We start from the raw sequence: 26,699 nt of genomic DNA, 5'->3' as shown, positions 1-26,699 counted from the left end.
TACTTTAAGTTCCCGAACTAAAGTCGTTTTATTTATTGTTCTTTTGTTGCCATATGCATTGCAGCTACACCACCCGTATAGCTTTTTACTTGTACATGAGAAAAACCTGCTGATAGAAACATCTGTTTCAGTTCTTTTTTATCAGGAAAGTTCTTTGCTGACTCATGTAACCATGCATATTCTTTATAACTTTTAGCAAACATTCTACCTAATAATGGCATAATAAAGCGGAAGTAAAAATAGTAGCCTTGACGAAATCCAATCATTGTTGGCTGTGAAGTTTCTAGACAAACTACTATACCATTTGGTTTAACAACACGATACATTTCTTTTAATACTGTCATATAATCTGGAACATTGCGTAACCCAAAACCAATTGTGACATAGTCAAATGAATTATCCTCGAATGGCAATTCCATAGCATTTCCTTGTACGAAACGAAGCTGGCTGTACTTCAATGCCTCATTTTTTTCTTCTGCGACAGATAACATATTATGACTAAAATCAAGCCCGATTACTTCGCCTTTACTGCCACTTGCTTCAGCAAGAGCGATAGACCAATCTCCTGTACCACAACATACATCAAGTGCAATTGATCCTTTTTCAACATTCATCCGCTGCATAACATTTTTTCTCCATGCCTTGTGACGCTGAAAGGAAATTATCGAATTCATGGAGTCATAGTTATCATATATTTTTTCAAATACGTGATGTACACGTTCTTCTTTTGATTGTTGATGCATTTATTACCCTTCCTCCACAATTGTTCTGTTTTCAAATGGAAATTCATTTAAAGTCTCTAAAACATGTGTTTTGACTACCTTAAGATGATTTGGAAAATGAGCTAGCCGATTTCTAACCGTTACTGTTTCTTTGTTAATATGATTCTTTGCAACGCGAATTGTGATCGCATCATTTGAAGATGTCTGCTTGTGCCAAATAGAAAACATCGTGGAAGTACCTGTATGTAGCATATGTTGTGTTTCATTATTGAGCTTTCTAGTAAATAGCCATTCAGCCGCGATGCCACTAATAGTCGTTTCACCCACAAATTCAGCAACATGAGTATACAATAGCGTTTCAATTTTTTTTGCGATTATTAGAAACGTATCAAAAGACTCTATTTCTCTATAATATAATTGCATTTTATACTCGTTTATTTCTTTAATTGCAGTAGCTAGAATATGAACCATTTCTACATCTTCTATTTCAGATAGAAGTAGGTAGTATAATCCACTATAATAATCCCCGGCCAATACCGACAGTTGCTTTGTTACCTTATCTGTATTGGATTGCTCTGAATCGTTTGTTTTGGGAACCAAATCATGTGTGTCCAATGCCATTTGAACAAGCATTGTTGATATAATGTAACTCTCTTTCTTATAGTCAGGCAAATCGGTATTATTTAAAATCGAAACTAACATGAATAGTTTATCTTCACTCAAAACTGGTGTTTTTACATATTTTTCTAAATATGAATTATGCATTTTTTCTTTTATTAGTGTTTTTAAATTTCCCGTATCCATACTGGATGTCTGCAAAACAACCACCTGTTCCCTTTCGTACATTCCTTATTGATATTGTTATTATAGCATAATTTGAGTATGTTCCATAATCAAAAAAGCAAAGGCAAGAACGTTGAAATAGGAATTATATTTATGTACCTAAATCTGTGCATAGCAGTATGGTAGCCAGGGCATTTAGTCACAAAAATTTATATTTGTAATGCAAAGAAAAAAGGACACGTAGTTTACGTGCCCTTTTCCGCCCTATGTAAGATATTATTTAACGCTTTCCTTTAGGGCTTTTCCTGGTTTGAATGCAGGAACTTTACTTGCAGGAATTTTGATCTCTTCCCCAGTTTGCGGGTTACGACCTTTACGTGCTGAACGCTCACGTACTTCGAAATTCCCGAATCCAATCAATTGTACTTTTTCACCATCTTTAAGTGAATCCATGACAGATTCAAAAACTGCATCTACAGCTTTAGTAGCATCCTTTTTAGAAAGCTCACTTTTTTCTGAAACTGCATTTACTAGGTCTGTTTTATTCATGACATTCACCTCCTCCCAAAATTCAATTGACATTGGTACAAATTTATTCTAATTCCATTTGTTACCAATCTGTCGTTTTTTATACTTATTACCATCAAATTCATTGATGACAAGGCTTATACTAACCGAGATTGAAATAAATTTCAACAATAATCGCCTATTTTCTCGGTTTTTATTTGATATTTAGCTATTTTTTCCCATAATGGTCTCTAAAATTTGCTCTTTTGGAAAAAATATCCATAAATATTAGGTGCAGTATAAAGCCGTAGTATAATAGGCTCTTTTAGATATATACGACAATGATAATGAAATTCCTGCAACCTTTTTAAAAATAAAAATAAAAAAAATAGCAACTAATTAAAGCTGCTATAAAATAATTGCTATTAAACCACCTGAACCTTCGTTAATAATCCGTTCAAGTGTATCTTTTAATTTATACCTAGCATTTTCCGGCATTAACGCAATTTTTGCTTGGATGCCCTCTCTTACAATCGAACTTAAGGATCTGCCGAAAATATCAGATTCCCAAATGGATAAAGGATCCTCTTCAAAGTCTTGCATTAGATACCTTACTAGTTCTTCACTCTGTTTTTCAGTTCCAATAATTGGTGCAAATTCTGACTCCACTTCAACCTTTATCATGTGTATGGAAGGTGCGACCGCTTTTAGTCTAACTCCGAATCTTGAGCCTTGGCGAATAATTTCTGGTTCTTCTAATTCCATATCCTCCAAGGTTGGGGCTGCTATACCATAACCGGTTTGTTTTACCATTTGCAATGCACCAGAAACATTATCATATTCACGTTTCGCAAAAGCAAAATCCTGCATTAATTCAAGCAGATGGTCTTTCCCTCTAATTTCTTCTCCAACTATTTCTTTTAGCACTTCATCATACAAGTAATCTGGTGCATGAAGATCAATTTCTGCAACTCCATCTCCCATCTCCATACCTGCAAGATTTGCCTTGTCAATATAATCGTAATCTGAAAAGTCTCCAACTATATGATCCACATCTCTTAGTCTTCGTATATTTTTTACTGTTGCTTGAATTGCTTCCTGATAATTTTTTCTTAACCAGTGATCCTCATTTAATACCATAACCCAGCTAGGCAGATTCACATTAACTTCAAGAACCGGAAATTCATAAAGCGATTCTCTTAATACATTATAAACGTCATGCTCAGTCATAGATTCAATACTCATAGCCAATACTGGTATATCGTATTTTTCTACTAATTCCTGACGAAGTAATTCTGTTTCCTGACTTGTTGGTCTAACGGAGTTAACTACCATGATAAATGGTTTACCAACTTCTTTTAATTCTTCAACAACTTTCGTTTCTGCTTCTTGATAATCGGATCTTTCAATCTCCCCAATAGTTCCGTCGGTGGTAATTACGACACCAATTGTAGAATGCTCCTGGATTACTTTCCGTGTACCAATTTCCGCTGCATCATGAAATGGTATAGGATCTTCGTACCATGGTGTATTAATCATCCTAGGACCATTTTCATCTTCAAACCCCTTAGCGCCGTTAACAGCATAACCAACACAATCCACTAGACGGACGTTTACATCAAGCCCTTCATCCACATGTACCGATACTGCTTGGTTTGGAATGAATTTTGGTTCTGTTGTCATTATCGTTTTTCCTGCTGCACTTTGCGGTAACTCATCGTGTGCTCTTCCTCGTTCACTTTCATCTGCAATATTCGGTAAAACTACCAACTCCATAAAGCGCTTAATAAAGGTTGATTTACCGGTCCGGACTGCACCTACAATTCCAAGATAAATATCTCCATTCGTCCGTTTCGAAATATCTTTAAAAATATCAACTCTCTCCAAACGATCCCCTCCCGATCTCCTTATCCATTAATAATAAACAAACTACGAATAATTGACATTACAATTCTATGATGTTGTCCTATCAAAATATGACTTAATTATGTTTAAATATTATTTTAGTTATCAAATTCTTAAGTCATGGAAGAGGTTTATACTTTAAACGCAAAAAACCCCTTGCAAAACAATATATGTAACAAGGGATTTATTATGATAGTTTATTTTTTTGCTTTATTAAAAACAGGCTCGCCTTCTCGAATTGTATATGGTAAAGAGTAAGCAGGTACAAAGGGGCTATTGTTAGCCAACAAGTATCGGATATCTTCTCCTGTTTCGTAATTGTGTTTATATTCTTTTAATGCGTTCATTAAATCTATACGATAATCCACATAAAGTTTTCCCTGATTATCCATTACGATAGGCAGATTTTCTTTTGAGTATGGACTCTTAACATAAGGGTAAGCCTGTAAATTTAGTTTTTTATAATCCACTTTGAAAACACCATCTGCAATCTCTTTTCCATATGGTGGATAAATATGTTCGGTTCGGTAAATTTCCAGTTTTACACTTACCTCTCTAATTGCTTCAGTTGTCTGTAAATCAATAAGCTTCACTCGTGGGTTCTTTTCAGGAGTTATTAGCACGTATTGATAAATACCTCCATTTTGATATGCATTCGCAGGTATTTCCGATATATTATTATTTTCTTTTAGCTTACTAAAATCGATTAAATATTTTTGAAAAATTGGTGTATCACTTGGTTTTGTTCTAATTGGAACCATACCATTAGTTTCATTCTGATACGTATCAACTGCTGATTGTATTTGTTCGAGTTGGGCTTGATTTGGCACTTGGTTTTTTGATAATTCATTATTTGGATAGAGACATCCTGTCAGAAAGAATATGATAAGAAATGCACCCATAGCCCAGATATATGTATTTTTCATGATAAGCCTCCTATCCTGTTGGACCACTAAATACGATATATAAAATAATTATTCCGCCGATCACCAGAGAAAGATATGCTAAAACAGACACAATTCCGGCTAAAAAGCCCTTTAATTTATATCTGCTGAGTATAACAAGCCCAATAGCTAAAAGTAATAGCGCCATGCCTCCGAATGATATATACATTTTAAGCATTGATACTGACATTGCTTTCACTCCTATTCTTAATATGCACAACGTATTATAACATAAGGGCGTTTATTAGAGCATTACGCACACATTAAAAAATCCGAGATGAAGGGGGCTGATCTCCATCCCGGTTTGACTAAATAATACCCACAGCAACTCTATCCATGAATGCTTGTGCGATTCATTTTATGCGAGCATACGCACTAATGTATCCTCACTTGCCCAGATATGACTATTTTTTGAACATTTTATTTAAAGATTGCATATCCACTGGCATGTTACTACTTGTTATAGACTTAACAATCTTATCTTCCTTAGCTTTGGAAATTGGTTTATTGGCAATTCTGGATAATCGCCTAACTAGATCTCTTACAGTTTTTTCATCAGAAAAATCTGCATGCTTTACTGAGTCTGCAACTTTATAAATTTCATCAGGATTTACATCTGACTTTTGTTGAATTTTATCAAAAAGATTGTCTTGAAAATTACTCACATGCTCGCCTCCTTGCATAGTTAATTCACCATATTGTATGCAAGGAGAACGATTACGTGTTATTTTGAATAGTTTGTACGGAGCAATGTTGCAAGGTCGTCCATTTCTTCTTTTTTAGTTCGATTCATTAACTCTTCAACAACATCTCTTGGATTTATGTCTTCAAACAGGATCTTATATATTCCATTAGTAATTGGCATTTCTATCTGCTGTTTTTGGGCAAACTGATTGGCAGCCTTAGTAGTTCTTACACCTTCAACAACCATACCCATCTGTTCTAATACTTCTTCCAGTTTTTGGCCTTTTCCTAACAAATTGCCAGCACGCCAGTTTCTGCTATGAACACTTGTACATGTAACAATAAGATCACCTACACCAGGTAACCCTAGAAAAGTTAGTGGATTGGCTCCAAGCGAGGCACCCAATCGCGTGATTTCTGCCAACCCTCTTGTAATAAGAGCTGCTTTCGCATTATCTCCATAACCCAATCCATCCGAAATTCCAGCTCCAAGCGCAATAATGTTTTTTAACGCACCACCAAGTTCTATCCCTACAATGTCTGGACTTGTATATACTCGAAAGGATTCATTAAAGAACAAATCCTGTGCTAATTCAGCATTTTTGATATCTTTTGATGATACCGTTACGGTAGTTGGCTGTCGTTTTCCAACCTCTTCAGCATGACTGGGTCCGGATAATACTACAACATCTTCTTGTGTGTATTCACCCATTTCTTCGCCGATCATCTGTGACACTCTTTTAAGCGATTCTGGTTCAATACCTTTGGAGGCATGAATAATAGTAACTTTGTGTTTTAATATCGTGTCCAATTGCTTACAAACCTCACGAATGGCTTTCGTAGGGACCACTATAACAATAGCGGAAACATCGTCAACTGCTTCTTCCAAATCATTAAATGCTTTCAGGTGTTCCGGTATCATTATATCCAAATAATTTTCATTCTTATGTTTTGTGTTAATTATATCAGCTTGTTCCTTACGATGGGTCCATAAACGAACATCATGTCCATTATCAGCTAATACAATACTTAATGCTGTCCCCCAGCTTCCAGCACCTAATACTGCTACTTTACTCAATTGCAATTCCTCCTTATTGACGACTTCGTGCAAATATTTTTATTGGAGTTCCAACAAAACCAAAAGCATCTCTAATTTTATTTTCCAAAAATCTTTCATATGAAAAATGCATTAACTCAGGATTATTAACAAAAACAACAAAGCTTGGCGGTTTAACAGCTACTTGTGTTGCGTATAATACCTTTAAGCGTTTGCCTTTTACTGTCGGGGTTGGATTCATTGCTATCGCATCCATAATTACGTCATTCAAAACATTGGTTTGTATACGCTTCGAATGATTCTCACTGGCAACTTTTATTGCAGGAATTAATGTATGCAATCGTTTCTTCGTTTTAGCAGATAGGAATACAATAGGAGCATAATCCAAGAATAGAAAATGCGAACGAACTTTGGTCTCAAATTCTTTCATTGTTTTTTCATTCGTTTCAACTGTATCCCATTTGTTTACAACAAGTATAACAGCTCTTCCTGCTTCATGTGCATAACCAGCTATTTTTTTATCCTGTTCCCTTATTCCTGTTTCAGCGTCAATTAAAACCAAAACCACATCAGAACGCTCTATCGCTTTTAATGCACGTAAAACACTATACTTTTCTGTAGTTTCGTATACCTTTCCACGTTTACGCATTCCAGCTGTATCAATTATTACATAATCCTGGTCATCTCTTTTCAGGTATGTATCAGTAGCTTCTCTTGTAGTCCCTTCTATCTCACTGACAATAACCCTTTCCTCATTCAGCATAGAATTAACTAACGAAGACTTACCTACATTGGGTCTCCCAATTAGACTAAAATAAATTGTATCTTCTTTTATTTCAACATCACTTATTTCAGGGAAATAACCGACAACAGCATCCAATAAATCTCCTAAACCAAGTCCATGAGACCCTGATATAGGATAAGGTTCACCAAACCCTAATGAATAATATTCGTATATTTCTTCACGCATTTCAGGATTGTCCATTTTATTAACAGCAACAACAACAGGTTTGTTTGATTTAAATAAAAGTTTCGCAACTTCCTCATCAGCGGCCGTAATTCCTTCGCGACCATTTAATAAAAATACAATTACATCCGCTTCATCGATAGCAACTTCAGCTTGTTGACGCATTTGTACTAGTAATGGTTCATCACCAATTTCAATGCCACCCGTATCGATCAGATTAAATGTTGATGTTAACCATTCAGCTTGAGCGTATATTCGGTCTCTGGTTACACCAGGTATATCCTCCACAATAGATATTCGTTCTCCTACCAGTCTATTGAAAATAGTCGATTTGCCTACATTCGGTCGACCTACAATTGCTACAACAGATTTCCTCATGAAAGGAACATCCTTTCTTTAAATATCTCTAATTTTATAATTGCATTAACTTTTACTAATTCTAGCAAAAGAAAGTTATATTCACAATCATTATCAAGCACGCTGCCTTATCGAATGTCTAGTTATTGAAATTAATATATAAATTTTCCGATTCAATGTAAGTAGTAAGCTATTACAGAGTAAAATAGCTGTAACGATAAGCACACAATCAAAAAACTCCATATCCCCCACTGTTTTTGGTATGGAATAATCAGCCATAATCATACTATATACTATTTCTCCGCATGCAATACCAAATAAACCAGTTCCCAGTCTGTTTAAAAGACCATTCGTCAATAACATAATTAATATCACAAGGAACAAAGAAATAGTTATAAGCTGGGGGAAAAAGAGCCTTAACGGGGTAATATTTATACAAATCACCATGCCAATGTATCCGATACTTACAATGAAAGAAATAAGTGAATGAAATATTAAACGTGGGAGCTTTACATGTAGAAGAAGCGTTCCCCCGAGAAAAACCAGGAAGCTTACAGAAATTTGATAAAAATTTATTGAGAAGTGCAAGTTGGAAAATAAGATTAATAAAAGAATCCAGCATGCCAAAAACGCTCTCCGCTTATCTTTTTTCATGAAGAACGTAACCACAATCCATATAACCCAACAAAACCAGTAAAAAATAAGTCCACTACCCATGAATAACCACCTACTATATTTAGTATTATGGCAATTATTTTTTACTTTTAAACAAGGCTGTATGTTAATAAATGATGCGAAATGTGCATCAAAACTACAAAAGAGTTTTTCAAAAACAACAGCCCTTCCTGCTGTAGGAAGGGCTGTGCAAAAATATTATTTGTATTTATTTAATTTATCACCAATGAAATCACCTAGCTGAAATCCTGATTGGTCCTCATCTTTTTCATACTGTTTAAATTCTGCTGCCTCTTGTTCTTGCTCAAGTTCTTTAATGCTTAGCGACATCCGTTCTTCTTTTTCACTAACATCAAGTACTTTCACTTTCACCTGTTGACCAACTTCAAGTACTTCTTGAGGTGTTCCTACATGGCGGTTTGCAATTTGAGAAATATGAACAAGTCCTTCTACTCCTGATAAAACCTCTACAAATGCGCCGAAATTCACAAGACGTTTGACTGTGCCTTCAAGTACATCTCCTTTTGATACTCGGTCCTGGATATCTGACCAAGGTCCAGGCAGTGTTTTCTTACGTGAAAGAGATATACGTTCATTATCTCGATCAACAGATAAGATTTCGACTGTAATTTTATCACCTTCAGACACAACATCTGAAGCTTTTTCGACATGCTCGTGCGCTAGCTGTGAAATATGAACAAGTCCATCAATACCACCCAAATCAACGAAAACGCCAAAGCTAGTTAAACGTTGGACAACACCTTCTAATACTTGACCTTGTTCCAACGATTGAAGGACTTGTTGCTTTTGTTGCTTTGTTTCATCTTGAACAACATCTTTATGAGATAGTATCACTCGATTTTGTTCTTTATCCAAATCAACAATCTTAACTGTTAACTTCTTGTCTTTATAATCTGCAAAATCTTCTACAAAATAAGTTTCAACTAAGGAAGCAGGTATAAATCCACGCAGTCCAACGTCTACTACTAGACCACCTTTTACCACTTCTTTAATTTCTGTTTCAAAAACTTCATTATTTTCATAACTTTCTTCTAATGTTTCCCATGCCTTCTCAGCATCTACTGCCTTTTTTGATAGAATAATTTCATCATCTTCCATTTTCTTCACTTGCAGTGTAAGTGTATCATTTTCTTTTACAAGATCACTCGCTTGTTCGATGTGAAGATTTGATAGTTCACTGATTGGGATAATTCCCTCAGACTTATATCCAATATCAACAAGAACTTGTTTATCTTCAACTTTTACAACCGTTCCTGTTAGAATATCTCCTACCTCAAACTGCGTAATTTCATTACTAGATTCACTCATACAATTAGCCCTCCTTAAAGTACAAAACAACAATACATTAAACTCTCTTTTTTATAACTTCTAATATTTATAATTATTTGTCAAGTAATGCAGACTAGGAATTATGTTTTTCTTTTAAAATTTTAATCTCAGACATAATCGCTTCGGCCGCATCTTTCGCGGAAGATTTGGCTGCTCTGTAAGCTTCCATATCCATCGGTTCCCCGTAAATAACAGTAAGTTTTTTTCCTGGCTTATATGGCCCGATTATTGCACAGGGTACAATAGCGGCATTAGATCTTAACGCGAAGAACCCAGCACCTGCCAATGGTTCACCAAGTTCGCCGTTCTTACTCCGGGTACCTTCAGGAAACAGGCCTAAAGTCTCGCCATTCTCCAATATTTGCAATCCTTTACGTAGTGCATTTCGGTCTTTTAATCCCCTTTTAACGGGAAATGCACGAATTGCTAATAATAGTTTCCCCAAAAATGGCTTTTCAAATAGTTCACCTTTCGCCATAAAAAATATATCACGAGGGGAAGTAATTCCAACAACTGGTGGGTCAAGATTTGAGATATGATTTGAACATATTATTACTGGTCCTTCTTTTGGTACATTCTTCTTTCCGATTATTTGAATGCGAAACAACGGAAAAAAGATTATTGCTACAACTGCTCTTGCAAATTTATAAAGACTCATGTTTATTCCCCTCTACTCAGTGATTACTTTAGCTGCTTCATTTAGTATTAATTCAGCCACTTCATCAATTGTTAAGGCGGTAGTGTCAATCTCTATTGCATCATCTGCTTTTGTTAAAGGAGCTGCCTCTCGTTTAGAATCAATCAAGTCCCTTTGTTTAATTTCCTTTTTTAATTTCTCCAAATCAGCAGGAAATCCTTTTTGTATATTTTCTTCATATCTTCGTTTAGCTCGTTCCTCAACAGTCGCAATCAGGAATATCTTTATCTCTGCTTCTGGCAGAACATGTGTACCAATATCCCTTCCATCCATGACGACTCCGCTTTTTTCTGCAAGTATTTGTTGTCGTTTCACCATTTCTTTTCGAATGCTGGGATGTTTGGCTACAAATGATACATTATTTGTTACTTCATCTGAACGTATACTGCGTGTTACGTCATCCTTATCTATCATAACGCGCTGTCCATTTTCCCCTTGGACAAGCTCTATATCTGTATCTGCCAATAATGCTGCAAGCTGTTGTTCATCTTCCAGCGAAATTTGTTTATTAAGAGCTTTTAATGTCAACCCCCTGTACATAGCTCCTGTATCGATATAAACATATGTAAGTCGTTTTGCGACAATTTTAGCTACTGTACTTTTTCCTGCTGCAGCCGGTCCATCAATTGCGATTGAGATTTCTTCCATTATTATTGTTCATTCCTCTCATTATCCATCCATGTCACTAGATTTCTTTTCATTACAGGAAAAACTTGGCACAGAAGCCAAGTTTAATTAAAACCCTTATATAAAATAATAACATAACTATAAAAACACGGTCTATTGCTTTTAATATAATACAAAATAATTAAACTTAAACTATGTAAAAATTGCCACCTTAAATCAACTCTTTTTGTAATTAACGAAAATATATTCTATAATAATTCTTTTTTTCTTGCTTCCCTTTGTTTCTCGAAACAATATCGTACAATATTTTGCCGATCTGGTTTTGTAATCGAAATAATTTTCAAGGATGCCGTACTTGCTCTGCTTTCTGATTCTTTAACACGGATAACTTCTGTTAATGCTGTTACATATTGAAATTCACCTGAGTGCATCTGGAGAACTATCCAAACGCTAGCCTCTTCTTTTTCTTCGATTTTTTTATCATTAGGTATAATGATGGACATACCACCACCACTTATATCGGAAGTCACAGTAGTAAATGAATCTTTTGAACCATGAAAAGCTATATCAATTGCGGTTTCAATTCGCACATACTCACGGCGCTGTATCCTTTTAATATTTTCTTTACGAGGGAAATCGATTATAAGTGCCGGTACATTTAATTTAACGCTAGCAATTATCTCTGTATGGAACTTATAAACAGATTGGTCTTCTCCAACGTATTCAACTGACAAAAGTGATCCTTTTTGAAGAAATGCAGTTTTGTTCGTTTTAATTTCAATTGGGTAATCAATATAGAGATAATCCTCATTTTTCTCAACAACTTTGCAACGATACTTCAAAATCTTACCTGTCTTATCATGTTTTAATTCCAGGTTAAGTAATGTCCCAATCTTCAACTTCAATGACCCCCCATTCAAGTAATACTATATACCTACATTATTACAGAAAAATTAAAAAAGGGAAAGACCTAAGTCAATCCCTTTTGTGTAGAGTTGAAAACAATAAATTGAAGTACAGTGAAATCTGCCATGGTTTATGAGGCTAGGCAGGTAATTGCTCCTCTGTTCTTATCGCAAAGTTTATTTCGGTTCCATCCAGCTTTTCAACTTTTTCTTCTGTACCATCCATTGCATTTATAAATATTCTGTATGTTTCATTTCCAAGAACACCTAAAAATTCATAAACTAATACTTCTTCTCCAATATCATTGTCAATTACAGCCATATGTTCTTCATTTATCTTAACATCTGGATTGACGTTATTCTTTGCCTCTTTTATGGAGAGCTCTGGTTTAGGTATTTCTCTTTCCTTATGGTTCATAAAGTAATTTCTAGCTGTGAATCCAAGTAAGTCACCATTATCCAATGCGACTTTAATTTCAATCGCATCTGAGAATACTCGTACATCATCTTGTTTATAGAGGAAAGAATACACCCCAACATTACTAAATTGATTACTTGAAAAAATAGTCATATCTTTAAATCCATTTTGCTCTAAATAAGACTTTGCTTTTTCTAAACCCTCGTTCAAACTTATTTTTTGTTCATTTGTAGATCTGTTTACTAAAAGAGTTATTGGATGTCCGCCTTGCTGAGATATATCGACGTAACCATTCTTGTTACCGTTCTTGTAAGACGCACTGTAAGTGGGTATATCAGATCCTTCGCCACTTTTTGTAATAGTGATATTATTATCATTTTTTACATTAAATAATTTTTTACTCTCTTCTAATGCTTCCTTTTTTCCAATTTTATCTCCTTTTAGAAATTGATACTCATGTTCTTTGGAGGAAGTTCCAGTAATTGAGGAATTCACATTACTTTCGGTGTAACCCTCTACTTTCTTTTCAACTGTTTTAAACCCATCAACAATAGTATTATCTGATTGCTCTTCTTGAGTTGCTAATGCTAACTGCACATCCATCCAACGCAAATTTTCTTTCAGGACCACATGCTGTACTTGTCTTAATTCATTTTTTAATTCACCTGACTGTTTATATAGCTCCTCGAGTGTCGATGTTTCCTTATCAGTTAGTGGATCCTTCTTCAAGTCTCTCACAGCAGTACGATAGGTGAAATCACCTATATTAGAGAGGAACTCCTCTGTCTTGTTAAATGGGAGCAATGTAAGAGGCAACTGCCCTACATCAGATATTGCTTCAGATGTTAGTCGCCAAATTTCAACCATTTGTGGTGATAATCGCTCTTTGGAGTTCATTGCTAATGTTGTACCTATTTTATCATTTAACAAATCCATATTATATGAAAGTTCATGAAAGGCTCGTTGATACGTGTTTTCCGCCTGTATCAGAATAGCGTTTTTCTCCTGATGTTCCTGATAACCCCAAAATGCTGTGCCAGCTAACCCTATAGTAAGAACACCAATTAATATCCATCGTACCATTTTTATCACTCCTTGCTATTTAGCAAATATGTGTTTCCCTATTTTTTTTATTTGTGGCCGTGACCAAATCCAATCTGAAGTTGCGGTTTCCGGGTTAAAGTAATATATTGCATTCCCTGAGGGATCCCAACCGTTTACCGCATCTAGAACTGCCTCTTTTGCTTGTTCATTTGGCGTTAACCATATTTGTCCATCAGCAACAGCAGTGAATGCCCGTGGTTCAAAAACCACTCCTGAAACAGTATTTGGAAAGGTGGAACTTTCAACTCTGTTTAGAATTACAGCTGCTACTGCAACTTGTCCAACGTAAGATTCACCTCGCGATTCTCCATGAACTGCGTTGGCCATTAATTGTATATCATTCTGTGAATATCCTTGAGGTACATTAACAGCGGTGGGCTCTGCTTTAGTTTGCTGTTTGTTATTTGCACCTTGTTGATTGTTCTTGTTGTTTGTTTTTTGTTGGTCTTTCTTCTTATCTGGGGTAGATTGTTTAGTATTTTCAACTCCACCATAATGTGTAAAATCTTTTCCTTTTTTAATCTGTTCTTTTACATACTTCCTATCATATTCACTTGCATCTACTAACTTTTGCCTTGTGGTAAGTCCTGCTAATCCGTCTACTTTCAGACCAAATTCATATTGAAAATTACGTAATGCCCAATATGTTCCCCACCCAAAGACACCATCTATATTCCCATTATAAAAACCCAGATATTGTAATCTCGCCTGCAATTCAATAACGTCATCCCCAACAGCTCCTTGCTGAATTACTTGCGATGTAAATGCATTAACTTGTTTTGGGGTATGTGATGTTTGAAGTCCTACCACTAAAAAACATATAATGATTATGAATAGGAACATTTTTTTATAGATCATTTTAATTTTCCTCCTGATCACGCATTGTCATGTAATACCTATTTTTTAACTAAACGCCCTTTTTATTCATTAAGATTTCTAACAATAAAAAAATCCTCCATATCTTGAGGATACAAAGGATTTCAAGCTCGTAATTTTCTTTTTTGAATTACATCTTCAACAATTGGCTTATTTGCAGATTTAACTCGACGCAATCCAATTATCCAAAGCGCAATCATGAATGGGACCAGTAATGTCAGCCAATTACTCGTAATAGATTTTAGAATAAAGTTATAACTGCCATGTAAACTTAAGGGTATAATTAGTGCTAACACAATATTCCATTTCTTATAATTGCTATTTACTTTAGCCTTACCAAAATGGAAACCCATTATAACACCGAACAAAGCGTGTGATGATACTGGAAATAATGCTCTGGAAAATGCGTATTCAATACCGTTTGTAAGCAGATACAGGAAATTTTCTACTGTAGCAAATCCTAAACTTATAGAAACAGCATAGACAATTCCATCATAATGTGCATCAAATTCAGTATGATGATAGATAACATACATAAAGATGAACCATTTAAAAAATTCTTCAATAAAACCTACTACCAGGAAAGATTGAATAAAATTATTATCATTTACTATGTTTTCTATCGAGATTGCGTATTGGATAAACATAATCGGAAAAACGAGCAATGCACCTAATATAAACGTTTTCAGAATTAATGAGAATGGTTCTGTAAATCGATCTTTCAAATAAATAAATGACATTAATGCGAATGTAGGTGCTATTCCAGCAGATAAAATAGCTAACATAACAAGGACCTCTCTCCAACTTTCTTGATATAATCGTATCATTAAGTGACATGAATTAAAATAGAATTTAGGCTGGTGATTTACATGAAAAGTATTGTAATTATCCATACAGGTGGAACAATTTCAATGGTAGAAAATAAAAGTACAGGTGAAGTTAATACAACGAAACATCATCCATTAACAGATTTATCGGGTTATTTTAACACGTACGCTAACATAGATGAGATAAACTACTTCTCACTCCCTTCACCCCAAATGACACCACAACATATGTTGGAACTAGCTATTAAGGTTGATCAGTTAAGTAATGATTACGATGGTGTTGTAATAACTCATGGTACTGATACACTTGAGGAAACAGCGTACTTCCTGGATTTGGTAGTTAAAACCCAAAAACCGGTCATTATTACTGGAGCTATGCGGTCCACAAACGAAATTGGCTCTGATGCCCTTTATAATTTAATTAGTTCATTGCGGGTCGCAACAGATCATGAGGCTGCAAACAAAGGTGTGCTTGTAGTAATGAATGATGAAATACACACAGCAACAAATGTAACAAAAACATCAACAAGTAATGTGGCAACTTTTCAAAGCCCACAATATGGACCTATTGGAATTATTACAAAAGAATCTATTATATTTCATCATACGATATTGGAAAGACATTCCCATCCAGTAAGCCAAATCACTAAAACAGTATTTTTGCTAAAAGCATACGCTGGGATGGATGAACAAATTCTCAACGCAATTTACCAAGCTAATCCAGATGGCCTTGTAATAGAAGGGTTGGGACAAGGTAACTTACCTAAAGATACTGTTAAGCCAATACAAACATTTATTAAGAAGGGAATTCCAGTAATATTAGTATCCAGATGTTTTCGAGGAATTGTACAGCCCACTTATGGGTACGAAGGTGGCGGAAAACAACTTAAGGAATATGGTGTAATCATGTCCAACGGGCTGACTGGACCTAAAGCAAGAATTAAATTAATGATAGCATTAGAAAAAACAAATGATGTAAATTTATTAACCGAAATTTTTGAGAAAGAACTATAGAAGAACAAAAGCGCCTAACCGCAGCGCTGATACAGCATGCACGAAGAGCGTAAGCTTCCCCAAAGGACGTGGGATAGTTTGACGTTGCCACAGGATGTGGTGGGTTGTCGAACATCCATTATTTCTTATTGTTGACACGCCACTAGGCGCTAGGCACTGGCCGGTGAGAACGCCTCGTCCTGTGGCGTCACCGGCACTAGTACGTCCTTTACGTCGGAGCTGGACGTCGCTGGTTCAGAAGTCCAGTTATTCACAGCACTATTTCCTAGACGGAAACAAAGAAAAGGATAACGCCTTATACAGCTGTTATCCTTTTCCTTTATGCTTTCGTAATAGATTCCGCTATAAGTCCGCCATGGTATCTGCCGTTTTCAATAAAGATTTTATTGTTATTATAACCAGCTGCTACTACACCTGCTACATAAATTCCTTCCACGTTGGTTTTCATCGTGTTTTCATCGAAAATAGGACAGCCATTTTTTTCATCAATTGAAACTCCTGCCCTTTTCAGAAATTGGAGATCAGGCTTGTACCCAGTCATAGCAAACACAAAATCATTATCGATTGTTTTCGATTCACCATTAACACTATACTCTACTTTATCGTTTGTTATTTTGGATATATTAGCGTTAAATTCCATTCTAACAATATCTTTTCTGACTAATGCGTCGAATTCAGGTAAAATCCATGGTTTTATGCTCTGAGAATACGTATTACCTCGATACAGCACAGTAACATTAGCTCCTGCTTTATGCAATTCCAGCGTAGCATCAACTGCTGAATTTTTACCCCCTATTATAGCTACATCTTTATTAAAGTAAGGATGTGCTTCTTTAAAATAATGCATTACTTTTGGTAATTCTTCACCAGAAATTCCCATCTTATTCGGCTGGTCATAATAGCCTGTAGCAATTATTATATTCTCTGCCTGATATTCAAATTTTTCGCCTGTATTCTTTTCAGTTTGTAATTGAATACTGTCTTTACTTGGTTTTATTTCTACAACTTTTTCAAATGTATTAATTCTTAAATTTGTCCGTTCTGCTACTGATCGATAGTATGCTAAAGCCTGATTACGTACCGGTTTTTGTTTTTCGGTTATAAATGGGATATTTCCAATCTCGAGCTTCTCACTTGAGCTAAAGAATGTCTGGTGGGTTGGAAAGTTATAAATGGTATTAACCACATTTTCCTTTTCTATTATTAATGGTCTTATGCCTTGATTCTGAAGCTCAATGGCACACGACATACCACAAGGGCCGCCCCCAATAATTATCGTCGATTCATTTTGCATATTAAAGCACTTCCTTTTCTTACATGTAACATTCGATAATTTGGCATTCGTTAAAGGGATTCTTATGAAAACGTATTTTTCTTTCTTAGAACCCTTCTGGAGTCCGAGTGCCTTAGTTGCATTTATACAGTAATTTATACTTAACTGCAAAAAAACTCCTACCTAACTATACATGATAAGAGTTTTTCCGTCATTTTTTTCGTTTTAAGTTGAGTGAAATACTAAATTATTATACCCATCCACGGAATCTTGCTGCTTCGGCCATTTTTCGAACGCCAACCATATAAGCTGCAAGGCGCATATCTACGCGTCTTGTTTGGGCAGTGTTGTAAATATTGTTGAACGCCTTTACCATTATTTTTTTAAGTTTTTCCTGAATTTCCTCTTCTTCCCAATAATAGCCTTGATTGTTCTGTACCCATTCAAAATAAGATACCGTTACTCCGCCTGCAGATGCTAGGACATCTGGAACAAGTAATATTCCGCGCTCAGACAAAATTCTTGTAGCATCTAATGTTGTTGGGCCATTCGCTGCTTCTACTACAATACTAGCTTTAATCTTATGTGCATTTTCTTCTCTAATTTGATTTTCAACAGCAGCCGGTACTAAAATATCACAATCCAATTCAAGCAGATCCTGATTTGATATTGTATTATTAAATAATTTTGTAACTGTACCAAAACTATCTCTGCGATCAAGTAAGTAATCAATATCAAGTCCCTCAGGATCATGTAAACCGCCATAGGCATCTGAAATACCCACTACTTTTGCGCCAGCGTCATGTAAGAATTTCGCCAAGAAACTTCCTGCATTACCAAAACCTTGAACAACTACTCTTGCACCTTTTACATCTATCCCTTTTTTCCTTGCTGCTTCATCAATACAAATTGTTACACCTTTAGCAGTGGCGGTTTCTCTTCCATGTGATCCACCAAGAACAATAGGTTTCCCTGTAATAAAACCAGGATTGTTAAATTCATCAATACGGCTGTATTCATCCATCATCCATGCCATAATTTGTGAGTTAGTGAATACATCTGGAGCAGGAATGTCTTTGTTTGGACCAACGATCTGACTTATTGCGCGTACATAACCACGACTAATTCCTTCTAGTTCGCGAAACGACATCTCACGCGGATCACAAATAATGCCGCCTTTACCTCCGCCATATGGCAAATCCATAATTCCTGCTTTTAAACTCATCCAAATTGACAGGGCCTTAACTTCTTTCTCCGTAACATCAGGATGAAATCTTACCCCACCTTTTGTTGGACCAACTGCATCATTATGCTGGGCACGGTATCCAGTGAAGACTTTGATTGAACCATCATCCATCCGGACAGGCATTCTCACTGTCATCATTCGGATGGGTTCTTTTAGCAATTCAAATACTTCATCAGGGTAACCCAATTTCTCCAATGCATTTTTTACAACAGTTCTCGTTGAATTTAACACATCCAATTTATCAATTGATTCTTTGGCAGAATCTGCTGGTTTATCGGCTACCATGAATTTACCTCCTAGATTATCAAAAAAATTATTATATCTGTACTCAGAGATTAGTATACACGTTCATGATAAATATGCAATAAAATACGGTTATTTTATAAAGTAATTATTTTTGTCCTGAAAGTGATTTCAAAAGGGTCTTCTCTTTAGGTTTTTTTATTTATTATAAAAGACATTCATAATTTGATTTACTGCATTTTCTTGCATAATTACTTTACCGTATTCCTTTAATCGATGTGAAGTAATTATGCTGGGAGAAGAAAACTCGGACATAACCGCAATAATATTCTCTTTATTTTTTGGAGTCAGCTCATCCTCATTCAGCAACATATAGTAACGATTATTCATATAATAAACCTGTCCGCCATCCATATTTATAACTGATAAGCAGGAAGATACTTGTATAATATCCTCAAACTCTTTAAAAGAAAATATCATTTCTTTACTTTCATCTAACGTTACTTTCATTTCAATGAAATCCTCTTCCCAGCTTGTATTTTCAATTTTTTGAGTCACGATTACATGCATTCCCTGTGCCTGCATTAAATGAACTTGAACGAGGAGAACACCTTCCAATTCAAATCCCAATTCTGTACTGGCTTCGTACATCATATCACTAAATAAATTACGCACATTTGTAGCATCATGCCATAAATCCTCTTTTGTAAAACCACGATCTATTAAGTCATCAAACGTTAAAAAAATTGTAAACTGGCTATCGGACACTCGTTCAATTCGCATAAAGCATCCTCCTTTATAAATACATTTTCAGAAAACTTTACTAATTGTTAAAGGGGTTATATGAAAGTACATTTACCCCCTTACTTTGAGGTGCAAGCCTTAGTTGCACCTATGGAGTTACGAAAGTATTATTTCTTAACTGCTAAACTCATTATTATTCTAATTAAAAACGTTAACTTTTTTATTTACTATAAGTATATGCTATTGATGCATTTGTTGAACATCACAATTATTATTGTTTAAAAGTTAATACATGACATTCTGATTTTGTGCCAAGTCGAAATGGCAGTCTGGTATAACCATAACCCTCACTAACCAAGATTTTAGTGTTATGTAATTTGGTTAATCCGCCCTTTTCAAAATACCCAAATCCGAAAATACGAATCTGACCACCATGTGTATGACCAGCCAGAACAATGTCGACTTTATTTTGAAATTCTTCCTCTGTTTCATAAAAAGCACTGGGGTCATGTGTTAAAAGAATATTATAAAATCCGGTTGAATTTATCATTGCTAGGTCCATCCGTGCTTCACTATACTGACAGCAGTCTAGTCCCATTAAGCTTATTGTCTGGCTGCCAATTAATATATCATCATTGTTATTCGTCAGTATTATTACACCTTCACTTATTAACAGTTCGTACACTTTACTTGTAAGTGCTTCATAATCGTTATTTCCCCAAACAAAATATATAGGAGCACCAAATTCTTTCAGTTTGTGAATATTTTCCCTTGTTCGGCTAATTGGTACACCTTTTTCTGTTAAGTCCCCACCAATAACAACAAGTTTAATGTATTCATCTATGGATCGTAACGTATCAGTCCTTACTTTTCTGCGATGTATATCAGATATAAAAAATAAATTAAACTCAGACGACAAATCAGTAACTTTTATAGTTCGAAAATCAATTGTATCATGATGTGCATTATATATCATATACAATATAAATACAGAGAGTATTAATACACAGGCAGATATTATATAAATCAACTTAATCCTCCTTTCGCTCATACACATTCAAAAAACAAATTACCTATATTAATAAACCTGGTATTCGTTATGGGAATCTTACAAAACGTACTTTTGCTTTCTTAGAAACCCATATTATTTTGGAGTACAAGCCTGGTTGAGATAAACTTAGTTGCAACTAAGCAGTAAGAAAAAGATATTAAGCACTGGATATAATTGAATAGGACATCCATATACTTACATACCATGAAAAGAAGCGAAAATTTAATATTTTGAAAGGAGGATTTTATGTTCACACAATATAAATTTTGGGAACCTTATTCCAGCCCATATGACCCTTGCCCACCTATGACAGTAAAAAGTTACTCTACCCCGCCTCAACTATACATTAACTTCCAACCCCCTGGCTTAGCACAATTCGAACCAAGAGCAGCGCTATATCATGGAACACTATGGAAAGAGTTATTCAGTCCCTATCCAGGGCCAGATAAAAGAGGTGATGTTGATGAATAAAGTGCTTCCATCTGAATATTACAAACTACTCGAGGAAATTCAAGCAGTGGATTTCGTATTAGTGGAACTAACATTATATTTAGATACACACCCTCAAGATTATGATGCAATAGAACAATTTAATTTATTCTCAAAGCAAAGCAAAGAACTTAAAGTTAAGTTCGAGAAAAAATTTGGGCCATTAATGCAGTACGGTAGAAGCTATTCTAATTATCCGTGGGATTGGGATAACACTCCTTGGCCTTGGCAGGTTTAATTTATATGGAATATCTGATATCTAGGAGGAGATATTTTGTGGTATTATGAGAAAAAATTGGAGTACCCTGTTAAAGTCTCAGAATGTAATCCCCGCCTCGCCAAATTTTTGATTGAGCAGTACGGTGGTGCTGACGGTGAATTAGCTGCGGCTTTACGTTACTTAAATCAACGATACAGCATACCTGACAAGGTTATAGGTCTACTAACAGATATTGGTACAGAAGAATTTGCCCATCTCGAAATGATTGCAACTATGATATATAAACTTACAAAAGACGCAACCCCAGAACAAATGGAAGAAGCAGGTCTTGGCGCCCATTATGCCAATCATGATAAAGCTTTATTTTACCATAATGCTGCTGGAGCTCCTTGGACCGCTACCTATATTCAAGCGAAAGGAGATCCGATTGCAGACTTATATGAAGATATAGCCGCAGAGGAAAAGGCAAGAGCAACCTACCAATGGATTATTAACTTATCAGATGATCCTGATCTAAATGATGGCTTAAAGTATCTCAGAGAACGTGAGGTTGTACACTCTTTACGTTTCAGAGAAGCCGTCGAAATCCTTAAGGAGGAAAGAGATAAAAAAATTATATTCTAACTATGCCAAGAGGTGCCTATAAAAGGCACCTTTTTACTATGCAGATAAGAACGGATAAATCCTTTCTTACCTGCATAAGTGCAACTAAGGCAATTCGCCCAAAGGCTTGGCGAATGCCAAGTTTTCTAAATACTTGTAATAACGTCCATCAGCTCTTGTCCCCAAAAATAATATGCTCCACCTAAGAATACTAAAATTATAATTACGACAATAACTAAGCGAAGTGATGCTCCACTTAATCTAACTCTGGTTCGCTTATTATTTGTACTATGTACCTCTTTACGTGGTGGCAAATTTAATATATCAACATCACGTTCCTTTTGATCTGTTTCGGAATCCTCGTTTACACCATCAACTACTGGTACAGATTGTACACTTTCCTCTTGAACTTCATTAAAAAGCTTTCGTAATTCATCTGCCTGATCAGTATATTCTTTGGTCTCTTTACTCATTGTACAGCACCTCACTTTTGAAGCGAATAACTACCCCTAATAAAAAGTCTACAATAAAATGAGCAGTAATCGTGACTAATAGAATTTCCGTAAGTACAAAAATATAGCCAATATAAAAACTTACAACTAAAACAGATAGTAACAATACAGGCTTTTTTAAGTAACGAATATGAATAAGTGCGAAAATAATACTAGCAATTACATAACCGAATGTAGTTTGGATAACTCCTCTAAACAGTATTTCTTCAGAAACAGCTACCAATAAAGCAATGGTAAAGATTTTTATGATCGATCGGTTTCTAAAAATTCTATCATTAATGCCACCATCATCATAGTATTTTCTCGGAAAAATATAAATAAGGATGATATCAGTGACAACGATAATAAGTCCAGGCAATATTCCATAATAAGCTATTTCAAATAAGTTAAAGCGAAATAGACCAAACCATTCTACCATGTTATCAAATAATATCAAACTTGAAAGTAAACTAACCACGATTAACAGCAATTGTGAAAAAATGATTTGTTTGCTTAATTCCTTATCAGTCATTCTCTTTATTATTTCACTTTGACTAGGCATTCTGAACTCCAATTAATAGTAAATTTTGTAACTTATTTTCCCAAGTATTAGTTGAATGATTAACTTCTGTTTGTTTCGCACTCCATTCATTAATTGTAAAACCACAATTCGTACAGCACCCATACAAAGGAGTCTTATAACTATCTTGAAAGCTTTTGTATAGATGCTCCCGTAAACACTCCTCTTCATGAATCCAATTAATTATCTCTCTCAATTTTCGTTCTTTCAACGATTTTCTTGTTTCAATTAGAGCACTTATATCATGTAAAGCATTACTCCATTTATCCTTTTGGTAGACAATCTTATTCCCTTTAATCATACCATGCTTTTCCATTTGATAGTGCAGAAATCTCCATTCGGTTTCATTTAGTTGTAATTTTTCCTGCATGTCTTGGTAAGATAAAAACTTGGGTGATTCTATATACAACCGATAGAGATTCATAAAAATTGTGTCTAATCTTTCTACTCTTGGTAGTTCATTACTAATTATAGCATTTGGAATAAGTTCATCACCCGAAGTATAGAGTAAAATGCTCACACTTGATTCACCATCGCGGCCTGCACGACCAATTTCCTGTATATAGGATTCTATCTGCAGTGGAAAATGATAATGAAGCACCAACCGTATATTGTGTTTATTAATCCCCATTCCAAATGCACTCGTACAACAGATCACATCTATCTGATCATTCATAAACTGCTGTTGAATTGTATTGCGATCTAATTGTTCCATATCACCATGATAAAAAGCTGTACGGTGTGAAGGGACATTTTCAGACAGGAATGCTGCAACTTCTTCTGTTTTTCGTTTACTTGAAAAATAAATCAATGTAGGTACACGATGATTTTTCAGTAAGTTAACAATTATCTCCTTTTTCTCATTTTCTCTATTTACTTTTTGCACAGTAAAAGAGATATTTTCACGATCCATCGGGTATATATGTTTCCGGATATTAGGTCTACTTAATGAATAAATTATATCTTCCTGCACTTCTTTCGTTGCTGTTGCACTTAAAGCTAAGACGGTAGGATTGTTTATTTTTTCCAAAATAGAGCCTAACCGTAAATAATCTGGCCTGAATTCGTGCCCCCACTGTGATATACAATGAGCTTCATCAACTACAAATAAACTGATTTTAATATTTTTTAAGTAGTCTATTATTTGTGATTGCTGAAGGTATTCTGGAGATATGTAAATTAACTTGTACTCATCCAGATGCTGGAATACACGTTTTTTCTCTTTTTGTTCCAAAAAACTGTTTAATGCAATAACAGATTTAAATCCTGTTGATTTTAATTGCTTCACCTGATCTTGCATTAATGAAATTAGTGGAGAAACAACAATTGTCACTCCTTCCATAATTATTGCGGGTAATTGGTAACATAATGATTTTCCGGACCCAGTTGGTAAAATTCCTAATACATCTTTTCCATGCATTACGTCATTAATGATCTCCTCTTGACCTTCTCTAAAAGATCTAATATTAAACTGATTCAATAATTGGGTTCTCAATATATTCACACTCAAATCTATCACCTGATTACGTTATATTTTCAACAGCTAAAACAAGTCTTATTTGAAAGTAACTTATTTCCTTATTTATCTCTTGCTTGATATCTTTTAATTTATAGGATTTCAATCTATTTATCACATTTAAAACTTCCTGCTGACCTTGCTCATCTATGTAGTTGTCAAGAGGAAATCGCTCATCATAAAGTGCTATTTCAACAATATGGTCATAGATTGTATTCAGTTTTAGGTTTCGTATAATCGAGATCTCTTCTGCAGTGTAATGGCAATTTAAAAGTTCCCTCGTCTTAGTTGCTGATTTAGTAGTATTCGAGTACTCTGGCAATTCATTTTTAATGCGTGATAACAATGGATATTTACGTGAATCCTGTTCGATTGTGAATAACATATGATGAATTATTCCTGTAAGAGCCAAAGGGACATCTATCAAATTAAGGTTATAATTATTAGCCAACTGATAACTGCTCATTCCATAGTGCTTGAATCCTGTTAAACTATCGACAAACATACTCGCCTCTTGATCCTGAAAACATTTTAGGAGATCGTACAATTCGTCATAAAAACTTTGCAGAAAATAATTCTGATCTTGTTTAATAACATAATATTGTTTTTTTACCCAACCTGTAACCACTGGTTTATCATCAACAACCGGAATGAAGTTAAGGTTGTTGTTGCTACTATTTGTTATAGTTTGAATTAAAAGGACTAATCTTTCAAAAAATATGGTTGCAGAACTAGAGTACTTCATTCCATTAAAGTAATATAACGGAATACTATTTGCATTTTTTTGTAACCATTCGTAGCCTAAAGTAGTTGGTATTACTGAAGAATTACCATTATGCTGAATTAAACCTGCAGAGGTAAGCTTATCTATTTTTCCATCAAAATTTTGCTTCTTTAATGATTTATAAATTCCATAAAAATTATCCAATTTATATATATGAGCATCCTGGACGGTTTGGATTGATTTTTTTCCTTTTAACAGATGATATATTGCTGAGACACTACGTCCAGTTTTTAATTGGGAGCAACATGTAATGACAATACGATCCAATAACAATGTTCTAAACTCCTTTTTGAATAATTTGTGTCGATTATCAGAGATTCCTTCCTCATTAATAATAACATGTATTATAGCAGTTGAAATGTATAAATATCAGTCTTACAATAGTTTATACAAGACTTTTTCTGTAAACTAACTGGAGGTTAATTCATGCCTAAATATACAATTGTTGATAAAGAAACGTGTATTGCTTGCGGAGCATGTGGTGCTGCTGCTCCTGATATATATGATTATGATGATGAAGGGATCGCATATGTAGTTTTGGATGAGAATGAAGGTACTGCTGAAGTACCGGAAGTATTGGAGGAGGACATGATTGATGCTTATGAGGGTTGTCCGACCGATTCTATCAAGATAGCTGACAAGCCATTTAATGGTGACCCATTAAAATTTGAAGATGAATAACATTTAGCTCCTATTATAGTGGATTAGTTTTCTTTATGTGCTGCTGTTTCAAGAATTGTTAGTACATCATATCCTACAGTTTGCTGTATTACTTCACTGTCGCGAAAAAGTGCACACAACGCTACCGTCGTAGTCCAATTAGCATTGTTTCGCCGTTTCTCAATCTGAACTAACGACTTCTTTGATATTCCCAATACAGTTGCCATTTGATCTTGTGTATAATTTTTCTCCACCCGTATCAGTTTTACTTTTGTCGATACTCTATCGATAATTGTTTCTTGGTCCATTGAAATCATCCCTAAAAAATTAACTCTTATAAATTATATGATAATTCCCATTGTTAAAAAAGTCAAAGCGTT

The 26,699-nt window shown here is 35.0% G+C and carries 30 protein-coding genes and 1 pseudogene; 5 read left to right on the top strand and 26 right to left on the bottom strand.

Translation table 11 applies throughout. The annotated features are described in order from the left end of the window. Nucleotides 1-32: 32 nt before the first annotated feature. The 17 genes from J2Z82_RS12125 to prsW form a co-directional block, all read right to left on the bottom strand. On the bottom strand, nt 33-743 hold the full coding sequence (locus J2Z82_RS12125; protein ID WP_209481055.1) for a demethylmenaquinone methyltransferase: 711 nt from the start codon (nt 741-743) through the stop codon (nt 33-35). 3 nt (nt 744-746) lie between these two features. Further along, entirely contained in the window at nt 747-1,541 is a 795-nt protein-coding gene (locus J2Z82_RS12120; RefSeq protein WP_209481054.1) for a heptaprenyl diphosphate synthase component 1, read from the bottom strand. A 240-nt stretch (nt 1,542-1,781) separates the two neighbouring features. Continuing rightward, nucleotides 1,782-2,054, bottom strand: coding sequence for an HU family DNA-binding protein (locus J2Z82_RS12115; protein WP_092492704.1), 273 nt, complete (start codon nt 2,052-2,054; stop codon nt 1,782-1,784). Between the two features lie 366 nt (nt 2,055-2,420). After that, a complete protein-coding gene (gene spoIVA / locus J2Z82_RS12110; RefSeq protein WP_209481053.1) occupies nt 2,421-3,899 on the bottom strand; it encodes a stage IV sporulation protein A in 1,479 nt (492 codons plus the stop codon). A gap of 215 nt (nt 3,900-4,114) precedes the next feature. Then, entirely contained in the window at nt 4,115-4,843 is a 729-nt protein-coding gene (locus tag J2Z82_RS12105) for a hypothetical protein (RefSeq protein ID WP_209481052.1), read from the bottom strand. A 10-nt stretch (nt 4,844-4,853) separates the two neighbouring features. Then, on the bottom strand, nt 4,854-5,051 hold the full coding sequence (locus J2Z82_RS12100; protein ID WP_209481051.1) for a DUF2768 domain-containing protein: 198 nt from the start codon (nt 5,049-5,051) through the stop codon (nt 4,854-4,856). A 214-nt stretch (nt 5,052-5,265) separates the two neighbouring features. Further along, nucleotides 5,266-5,526, bottom strand: a complete 261-nt coding sequence (locus tag J2Z82_RS12095) for a stage VI sporulation protein F (RefSeq protein ID WP_209481050.1) — start codon at nt 5,524-5,526, stop codon at nt 5,266-5,268. Nucleotides 5,527-5,585: 59 nt separating this feature from the next. Next, nucleotides 5,586-6,623: an NAD(P)H-dependent glycerol-3-phosphate dehydrogenase gene (locus tag J2Z82_RS12090; RefSeq protein ID WP_209481049.1), complete on the bottom strand. Its 1,038-nt coding sequence runs from the start codon at nt 6,621-6,623 to the stop codon at nt 5,586-5,588. 13 nt (nt 6,624-6,636) lie between these two features. Next, complete coding sequence (gene der, locus J2Z82_RS12085; protein WP_209481048.1) at nt 6,637-7,947, bottom strand: ribosome biogenesis GTPase Der; 1,311 nt, start codon at nt 7,945-7,947, stop codon at nt 6,637-6,639. A gap of 93 nt (nt 7,948-8,040) precedes the next feature. Further along, entirely contained in the window at nt 8,041-8,643 is a 603-nt protein-coding gene (locus J2Z82_RS19770; RefSeq protein ID WP_425348064.1) for a YphA family membrane protein, read from the bottom strand. 156 nt (nt 8,644-8,799) lie between these two features. Then, nucleotides 8,800-9,930: a 30S ribosomal protein S1 gene (gene rpsA / locus J2Z82_RS12080; protein WP_209481047.1), complete on the bottom strand. Its 1,131-nt coding sequence runs from the start codon at nt 9,928-9,930 to the stop codon at nt 8,800-8,802. Between the two features lie 94 nt (nt 9,931-10,024). Next, nucleotides 10,025-10,609 (bottom strand): lysophospholipid acyltransferase family protein, encoded by a 585-nt coding sequence (locus tag J2Z82_RS12075; protein ID WP_209481046.1) that lies wholly within the window; start codon nt 10,607-10,609, stop codon nt 10,025-10,027. A 12-nt stretch (nt 10,610-10,621) separates the two neighbouring features. Next, a complete protein-coding gene (gene cmk, locus J2Z82_RS12070) occupies nt 10,622-11,299 on the bottom strand; it encodes a (d)CMP kinase (RefSeq protein WP_209481105.1) in 678 nt (225 codons plus the stop codon). Nucleotides 11,300-11,523: 224 nt separating this feature from the next. Continuing rightward, nucleotides 11,524-12,174 carry a flagellar brake protein gene (locus J2Z82_RS12065; RefSeq protein WP_209481045.1) on the bottom strand — a complete coding sequence of 217 codons (651 nt, stop codon included), beginning with the start codon at nt 12,172-12,174 and terminating at the stop codon, nt 11,524-11,526. A 145-nt stretch (nt 12,175-12,319) separates the two neighbouring features. Then, the gene (ypeB, locus tag J2Z82_RS12060; RefSeq protein WP_209481044.1) at nt 12,320-13,681 is read right to left on the bottom strand and encodes a germination protein YpeB; all 1,362 of its coding nucleotides are present in this window, start codon (nt 13,679-13,681) and stop codon (nt 12,320-12,322) included. Nucleotides 13,682-13,696: 15 nt separating this feature from the next. After that, complete coding sequence (sleB, locus tag J2Z82_RS12055; protein WP_209481043.1) at nt 13,697-14,560, bottom strand: spore cortex-lytic enzyme; 864 nt, start codon at nt 14,558-14,560, stop codon at nt 13,697-13,699. 122 nt (nt 14,561-14,682) lie between these two features. Further along, a complete protein-coding gene (gene prsW, locus J2Z82_RS12050; RefSeq protein ID WP_209481042.1) occupies nt 14,683-15,363 on the bottom strand; it encodes a glutamic-type intramembrane protease PrsW in 681 nt (226 codons plus the stop codon). An 84-nt stretch (nt 15,364-15,447) separates the two neighbouring features. On the opposite strand from prsW, the gene J2Z82_RS12045 reads away from it, so the two are divergent. Beyond that, nucleotides 15,448-16,419 (top strand): asparaginase, encoded by a 972-nt coding sequence (locus J2Z82_RS12045; RefSeq protein WP_209481041.1) that lies wholly within the window; start codon nt 15,448-15,450, stop codon nt 16,417-16,419. Between the two features lie 319 nt (nt 16,420-16,738). Here J2Z82_RS12045 and J2Z82_RS12040 read toward each other — a convergent pair whose 3' ends face one another. From J2Z82_RS12040 to J2Z82_RS12025, 4 genes are all read right to left on the bottom strand, one after another. Further along, nucleotides 16,739-17,713, bottom strand: coding sequence for a YpdA family putative bacillithiol disulfide reductase (locus J2Z82_RS12040; protein WP_209481040.1), 975 nt, complete (start codon nt 17,711-17,713; stop codon nt 16,739-16,741). 229 nt (nt 17,714-17,942) lie between these two features. After that, nucleotides 17,943-19,223 (bottom strand): Glu/Leu/Phe/Val family dehydrogenase, encoded by a 1,281-nt coding sequence (locus tag J2Z82_RS12035; protein ID WP_209481039.1) that lies wholly within the window; start codon nt 19,221-19,223, stop codon nt 17,943-17,945. A 156-nt stretch (nt 19,224-19,379) separates the two neighbouring features. After that, the gene (locus J2Z82_RS12030; RefSeq protein WP_209481038.1) at nt 19,380-19,964 is read right to left on the bottom strand and encodes a genetic competence negative regulator; all 585 of its coding nucleotides are present in this window, start codon (nt 19,962-19,964) and stop codon (nt 19,380-19,382) included. A gap of 232 nt (nt 19,965-20,196) precedes the next feature. Further along, the gene (locus J2Z82_RS12025) at nt 20,197-20,955 is read right to left on the bottom strand and encodes a metallophosphoesterase (RefSeq protein WP_209481037.1); all 759 of its coding nucleotides are present in this window, start codon (nt 20,953-20,955) and stop codon (nt 20,197-20,199) included. Nucleotides 20,956-21,222: 267 nt separating this feature from the next. Here J2Z82_RS12025 and J2Z82_RS12020 point away from each other — a divergent pair, with 267 nt between their 5' ends. Genes J2Z82_RS12020 through J2Z82_RS12010 form a run of 3 tightly spaced genes read left to right on the top strand, consistent with a single transcriptional unit; the run spans nt 21,223 to nt 22,309 of the window. Continuing rightward, the gene (locus J2Z82_RS12020) at nt 21,223-21,447 is read left to right on the top strand and encodes a spore coat associated protein CotJA (RefSeq protein ID WP_209481036.1); all 225 of its coding nucleotides are present in this window, start codon (nt 21,223-21,225) and stop codon (nt 21,445-21,447) included. Further along, entirely contained in the window at nt 21,440-21,703 is a 264-nt protein-coding gene (locus tag J2Z82_RS12015) for a spore coat protein CotJB (protein ID WP_092492683.1), read from the top strand. Before J2Z82_RS12020 ends, J2Z82_RS12015 begins: the two co-directional genes overlap by 8 nt. 36 nt (nt 21,704-21,739) lie before the next feature. Then, nucleotides 21,740-22,309: a manganese catalase family protein gene (locus tag J2Z82_RS12010; RefSeq protein WP_209481035.1), complete on the top strand. Its 570-nt coding sequence runs from the start codon at nt 21,740-21,742 to the stop codon at nt 22,307-22,309. A gap of 125 nt (nt 22,310-22,434) precedes the next feature. Here J2Z82_RS12010 and J2Z82_RS12005 read toward each other — a convergent pair whose 3' ends face one another. From J2Z82_RS12005 to J2Z82_RS11990, 4 genes are read right to left on the bottom strand one after another with little or no spacing between them, the layout of a single operon-like run. Then, a complete protein-coding gene (locus J2Z82_RS12005) occupies nt 22,435-22,761 on the bottom strand; it encodes a hypothetical protein (protein ID WP_209481034.1) in 327 nt (108 codons plus the stop codon). Beyond that, entirely contained in the window at nt 22,754-23,341 is a 588-nt protein-coding gene (locus J2Z82_RS12000) for a CPBP family intramembrane glutamic endopeptidase (protein ID WP_209481033.1), read from the bottom strand. Before J2Z82_RS12000 ends, J2Z82_RS12005 begins: the two co-directional genes overlap by 8 nt. Further along, nucleotides 23,334-24,863, bottom strand: coding sequence for a RecQ family ATP-dependent DNA helicase (locus J2Z82_RS11995; RefSeq protein WP_342453635.1), 1,530 nt, complete (start codon nt 24,861-24,863; stop codon nt 23,334-23,336). Before J2Z82_RS11995 ends, J2Z82_RS12000 begins: the two co-directional genes overlap by 8 nt. Nucleotides 24,864-24,882: 19 nt before the next feature. After that, nucleotides 24,883-25,932, bottom strand: coding sequence for a YpbB family protein (locus tag J2Z82_RS11990; protein ID WP_209481031.1), 1,050 nt, complete (start codon nt 25,930-25,932; stop codon nt 24,883-24,885). Between the two features lie 153 nt (nt 25,933-26,085). Here J2Z82_RS11990 and J2Z82_RS11985 point away from each other — a divergent pair, with 153 nt between their 5' ends. Beyond that, entirely contained in the window at nt 26,086-26,340 is a 255-nt protein-coding gene (locus J2Z82_RS11985) for a ferredoxin (protein ID WP_209481030.1), read from the top strand. 35 nt (nt 26,341-26,375) lie between these two features. Here J2Z82_RS11985 and J2Z82_RS11980 read toward each other — a convergent pair. Next, a pseudogene (locus tag J2Z82_RS11980) lies at nt 26,376-26,627 on the bottom strand (helix-turn-helix transcriptional regulator); the annotation flags it as partial. Nucleotides 26,628-26,699 lie beyond the last annotated feature (72 nt).

Source organism: Virgibacillus litoralis (assembly GCF_017873675.1).
GTDB classification, from domain to species: Bacteria; Bacillota; Bacilli; order Bacillales; family Amphibacillaceae; genus Lentibacillus; species Lentibacillus litoralis.
The sequence above is the reverse complement of the archived record's forward strand: the minus strand, read 5'-3'. Positions and strand labels throughout refer to the sequence as shown.

Coding starts and splice junctions, on each gene's coding strand:
- J2Z82_RS12020 (WP_209481036.1), top strand. CDS start 21,223: ATGTTCACACAATATAAATTTTGGGAACCTTATTCCAGCCCATATGAC.
- J2Z82_RS12115 (WP_092492704.1), bottom strand. CDS start 2,054: ATGAATAAAACAGACCTAGTAAATGCAGTTTCAGAAAAAAGTGAGCTT.
- prsW (WP_209481042.1), bottom strand. CDS start 15,363: ATGTTAGCTATTTTATCTGCTGGAATAGCACCTACATTCGCATTAATG.
- J2Z82_RS12005 (WP_209481034.1), bottom strand. CDS start 22,761: ATGAGTAAAGAGACCAAAGAATATACTGATCAGGCAGATGAATTACGA.
- J2Z82_RS12105 (WP_209481052.1), bottom strand. CDS start 4,843: ATGAAAAATACATATATCTGGGCTATGGGTGCATTTCTTATCATATTC.
- rpsA (WP_209481047.1), bottom strand. CDS start 9,930: ATGAGTGAATCTAGTAATGAAATTACGCAGTTTGAGGTAGGAGATATT.
- J2Z82_RS12000 (WP_209481033.1), bottom strand. CDS start 23,341: ATGCCTAGTCAAAGTGAAATAATAAAGAGAATGACTGATAAGGAATTA.
- J2Z82_RS11985 (WP_209481030.1), top strand. CDS start 26,086: ATGCCTAAATATACAATTGTTGATAAAGAAACGTGTATTGCTTGCGGA.
- J2Z82_RS12040 (WP_209481040.1), bottom strand. CDS start 17,713: ATGCAAAATGAATCGACGATAATTATTGGGGGCGGCCCTTGTGGTATG.
- J2Z82_RS12100 (WP_209481051.1), bottom strand. CDS start 5,051: ATGTCAGTATCAATGCTTAAAATGTATATATCATTCGGAGGCATGGCG.
- der (WP_209481048.1), bottom strand. CDS start 7,947: ATGAGGAAATCTGTTGTAGCAATTGTAGGTCGACCGAATGTAGGCAAA.
- J2Z82_RS12125 (WP_209481055.1), bottom strand. CDS start 743: ATGCATCAACAATCAAAAGAAGAACGTGTACATCACGTATTTGAAAAA.
- J2Z82_RS12030 (WP_209481038.1), bottom strand. CDS start 19,964: ATGCGAATTGAACGAGTGTCCGATAGCCAGTTTACAATTTTTTTAACG.
- J2Z82_RS12045 (WP_209481041.1), top strand. CDS start 15,448: ATGAAAAGTATTGTAATTATCCATACAGGTGGAACAATTTCAATGGTA.
- J2Z82_RS12015 (WP_092492683.1), top strand. CDS start 21,440: ATGAATAAAGTGCTTCCATCTGAATATTACAAACTACTCGAGGAAATT.
- J2Z82_RS12035 (WP_209481039.1), bottom strand. CDS start 19,223: ATGGTAGCCGATAAACCAGCAGATTCTGCCAAAGAATCAATTGATAAA.
- sleB (WP_209481043.1), bottom strand. CDS start 14,560: ATGATCTATAAAAAAATGTTCCTATTCATAATCATTATATGTTTTTTA.
- J2Z82_RS12075 (WP_209481046.1), bottom strand. CDS start 10,609: ATGAGTCTTTATAAATTTGCAAGAGCAGTTGTAGCAATAATCTTTTTT.
- J2Z82_RS19770 (WP_425348064.1), bottom strand. CDS start 8,643: ATGGGTAGTGGACTTATTTTTTACTGGTTTTGTTGGGTTATATGGATT.
- ypeB (WP_209481044.1), bottom strand. CDS start 13,681: ATGGTACGATGGATATTAATTGGTGTTCTTACTATAGGGTTAGCTGGC.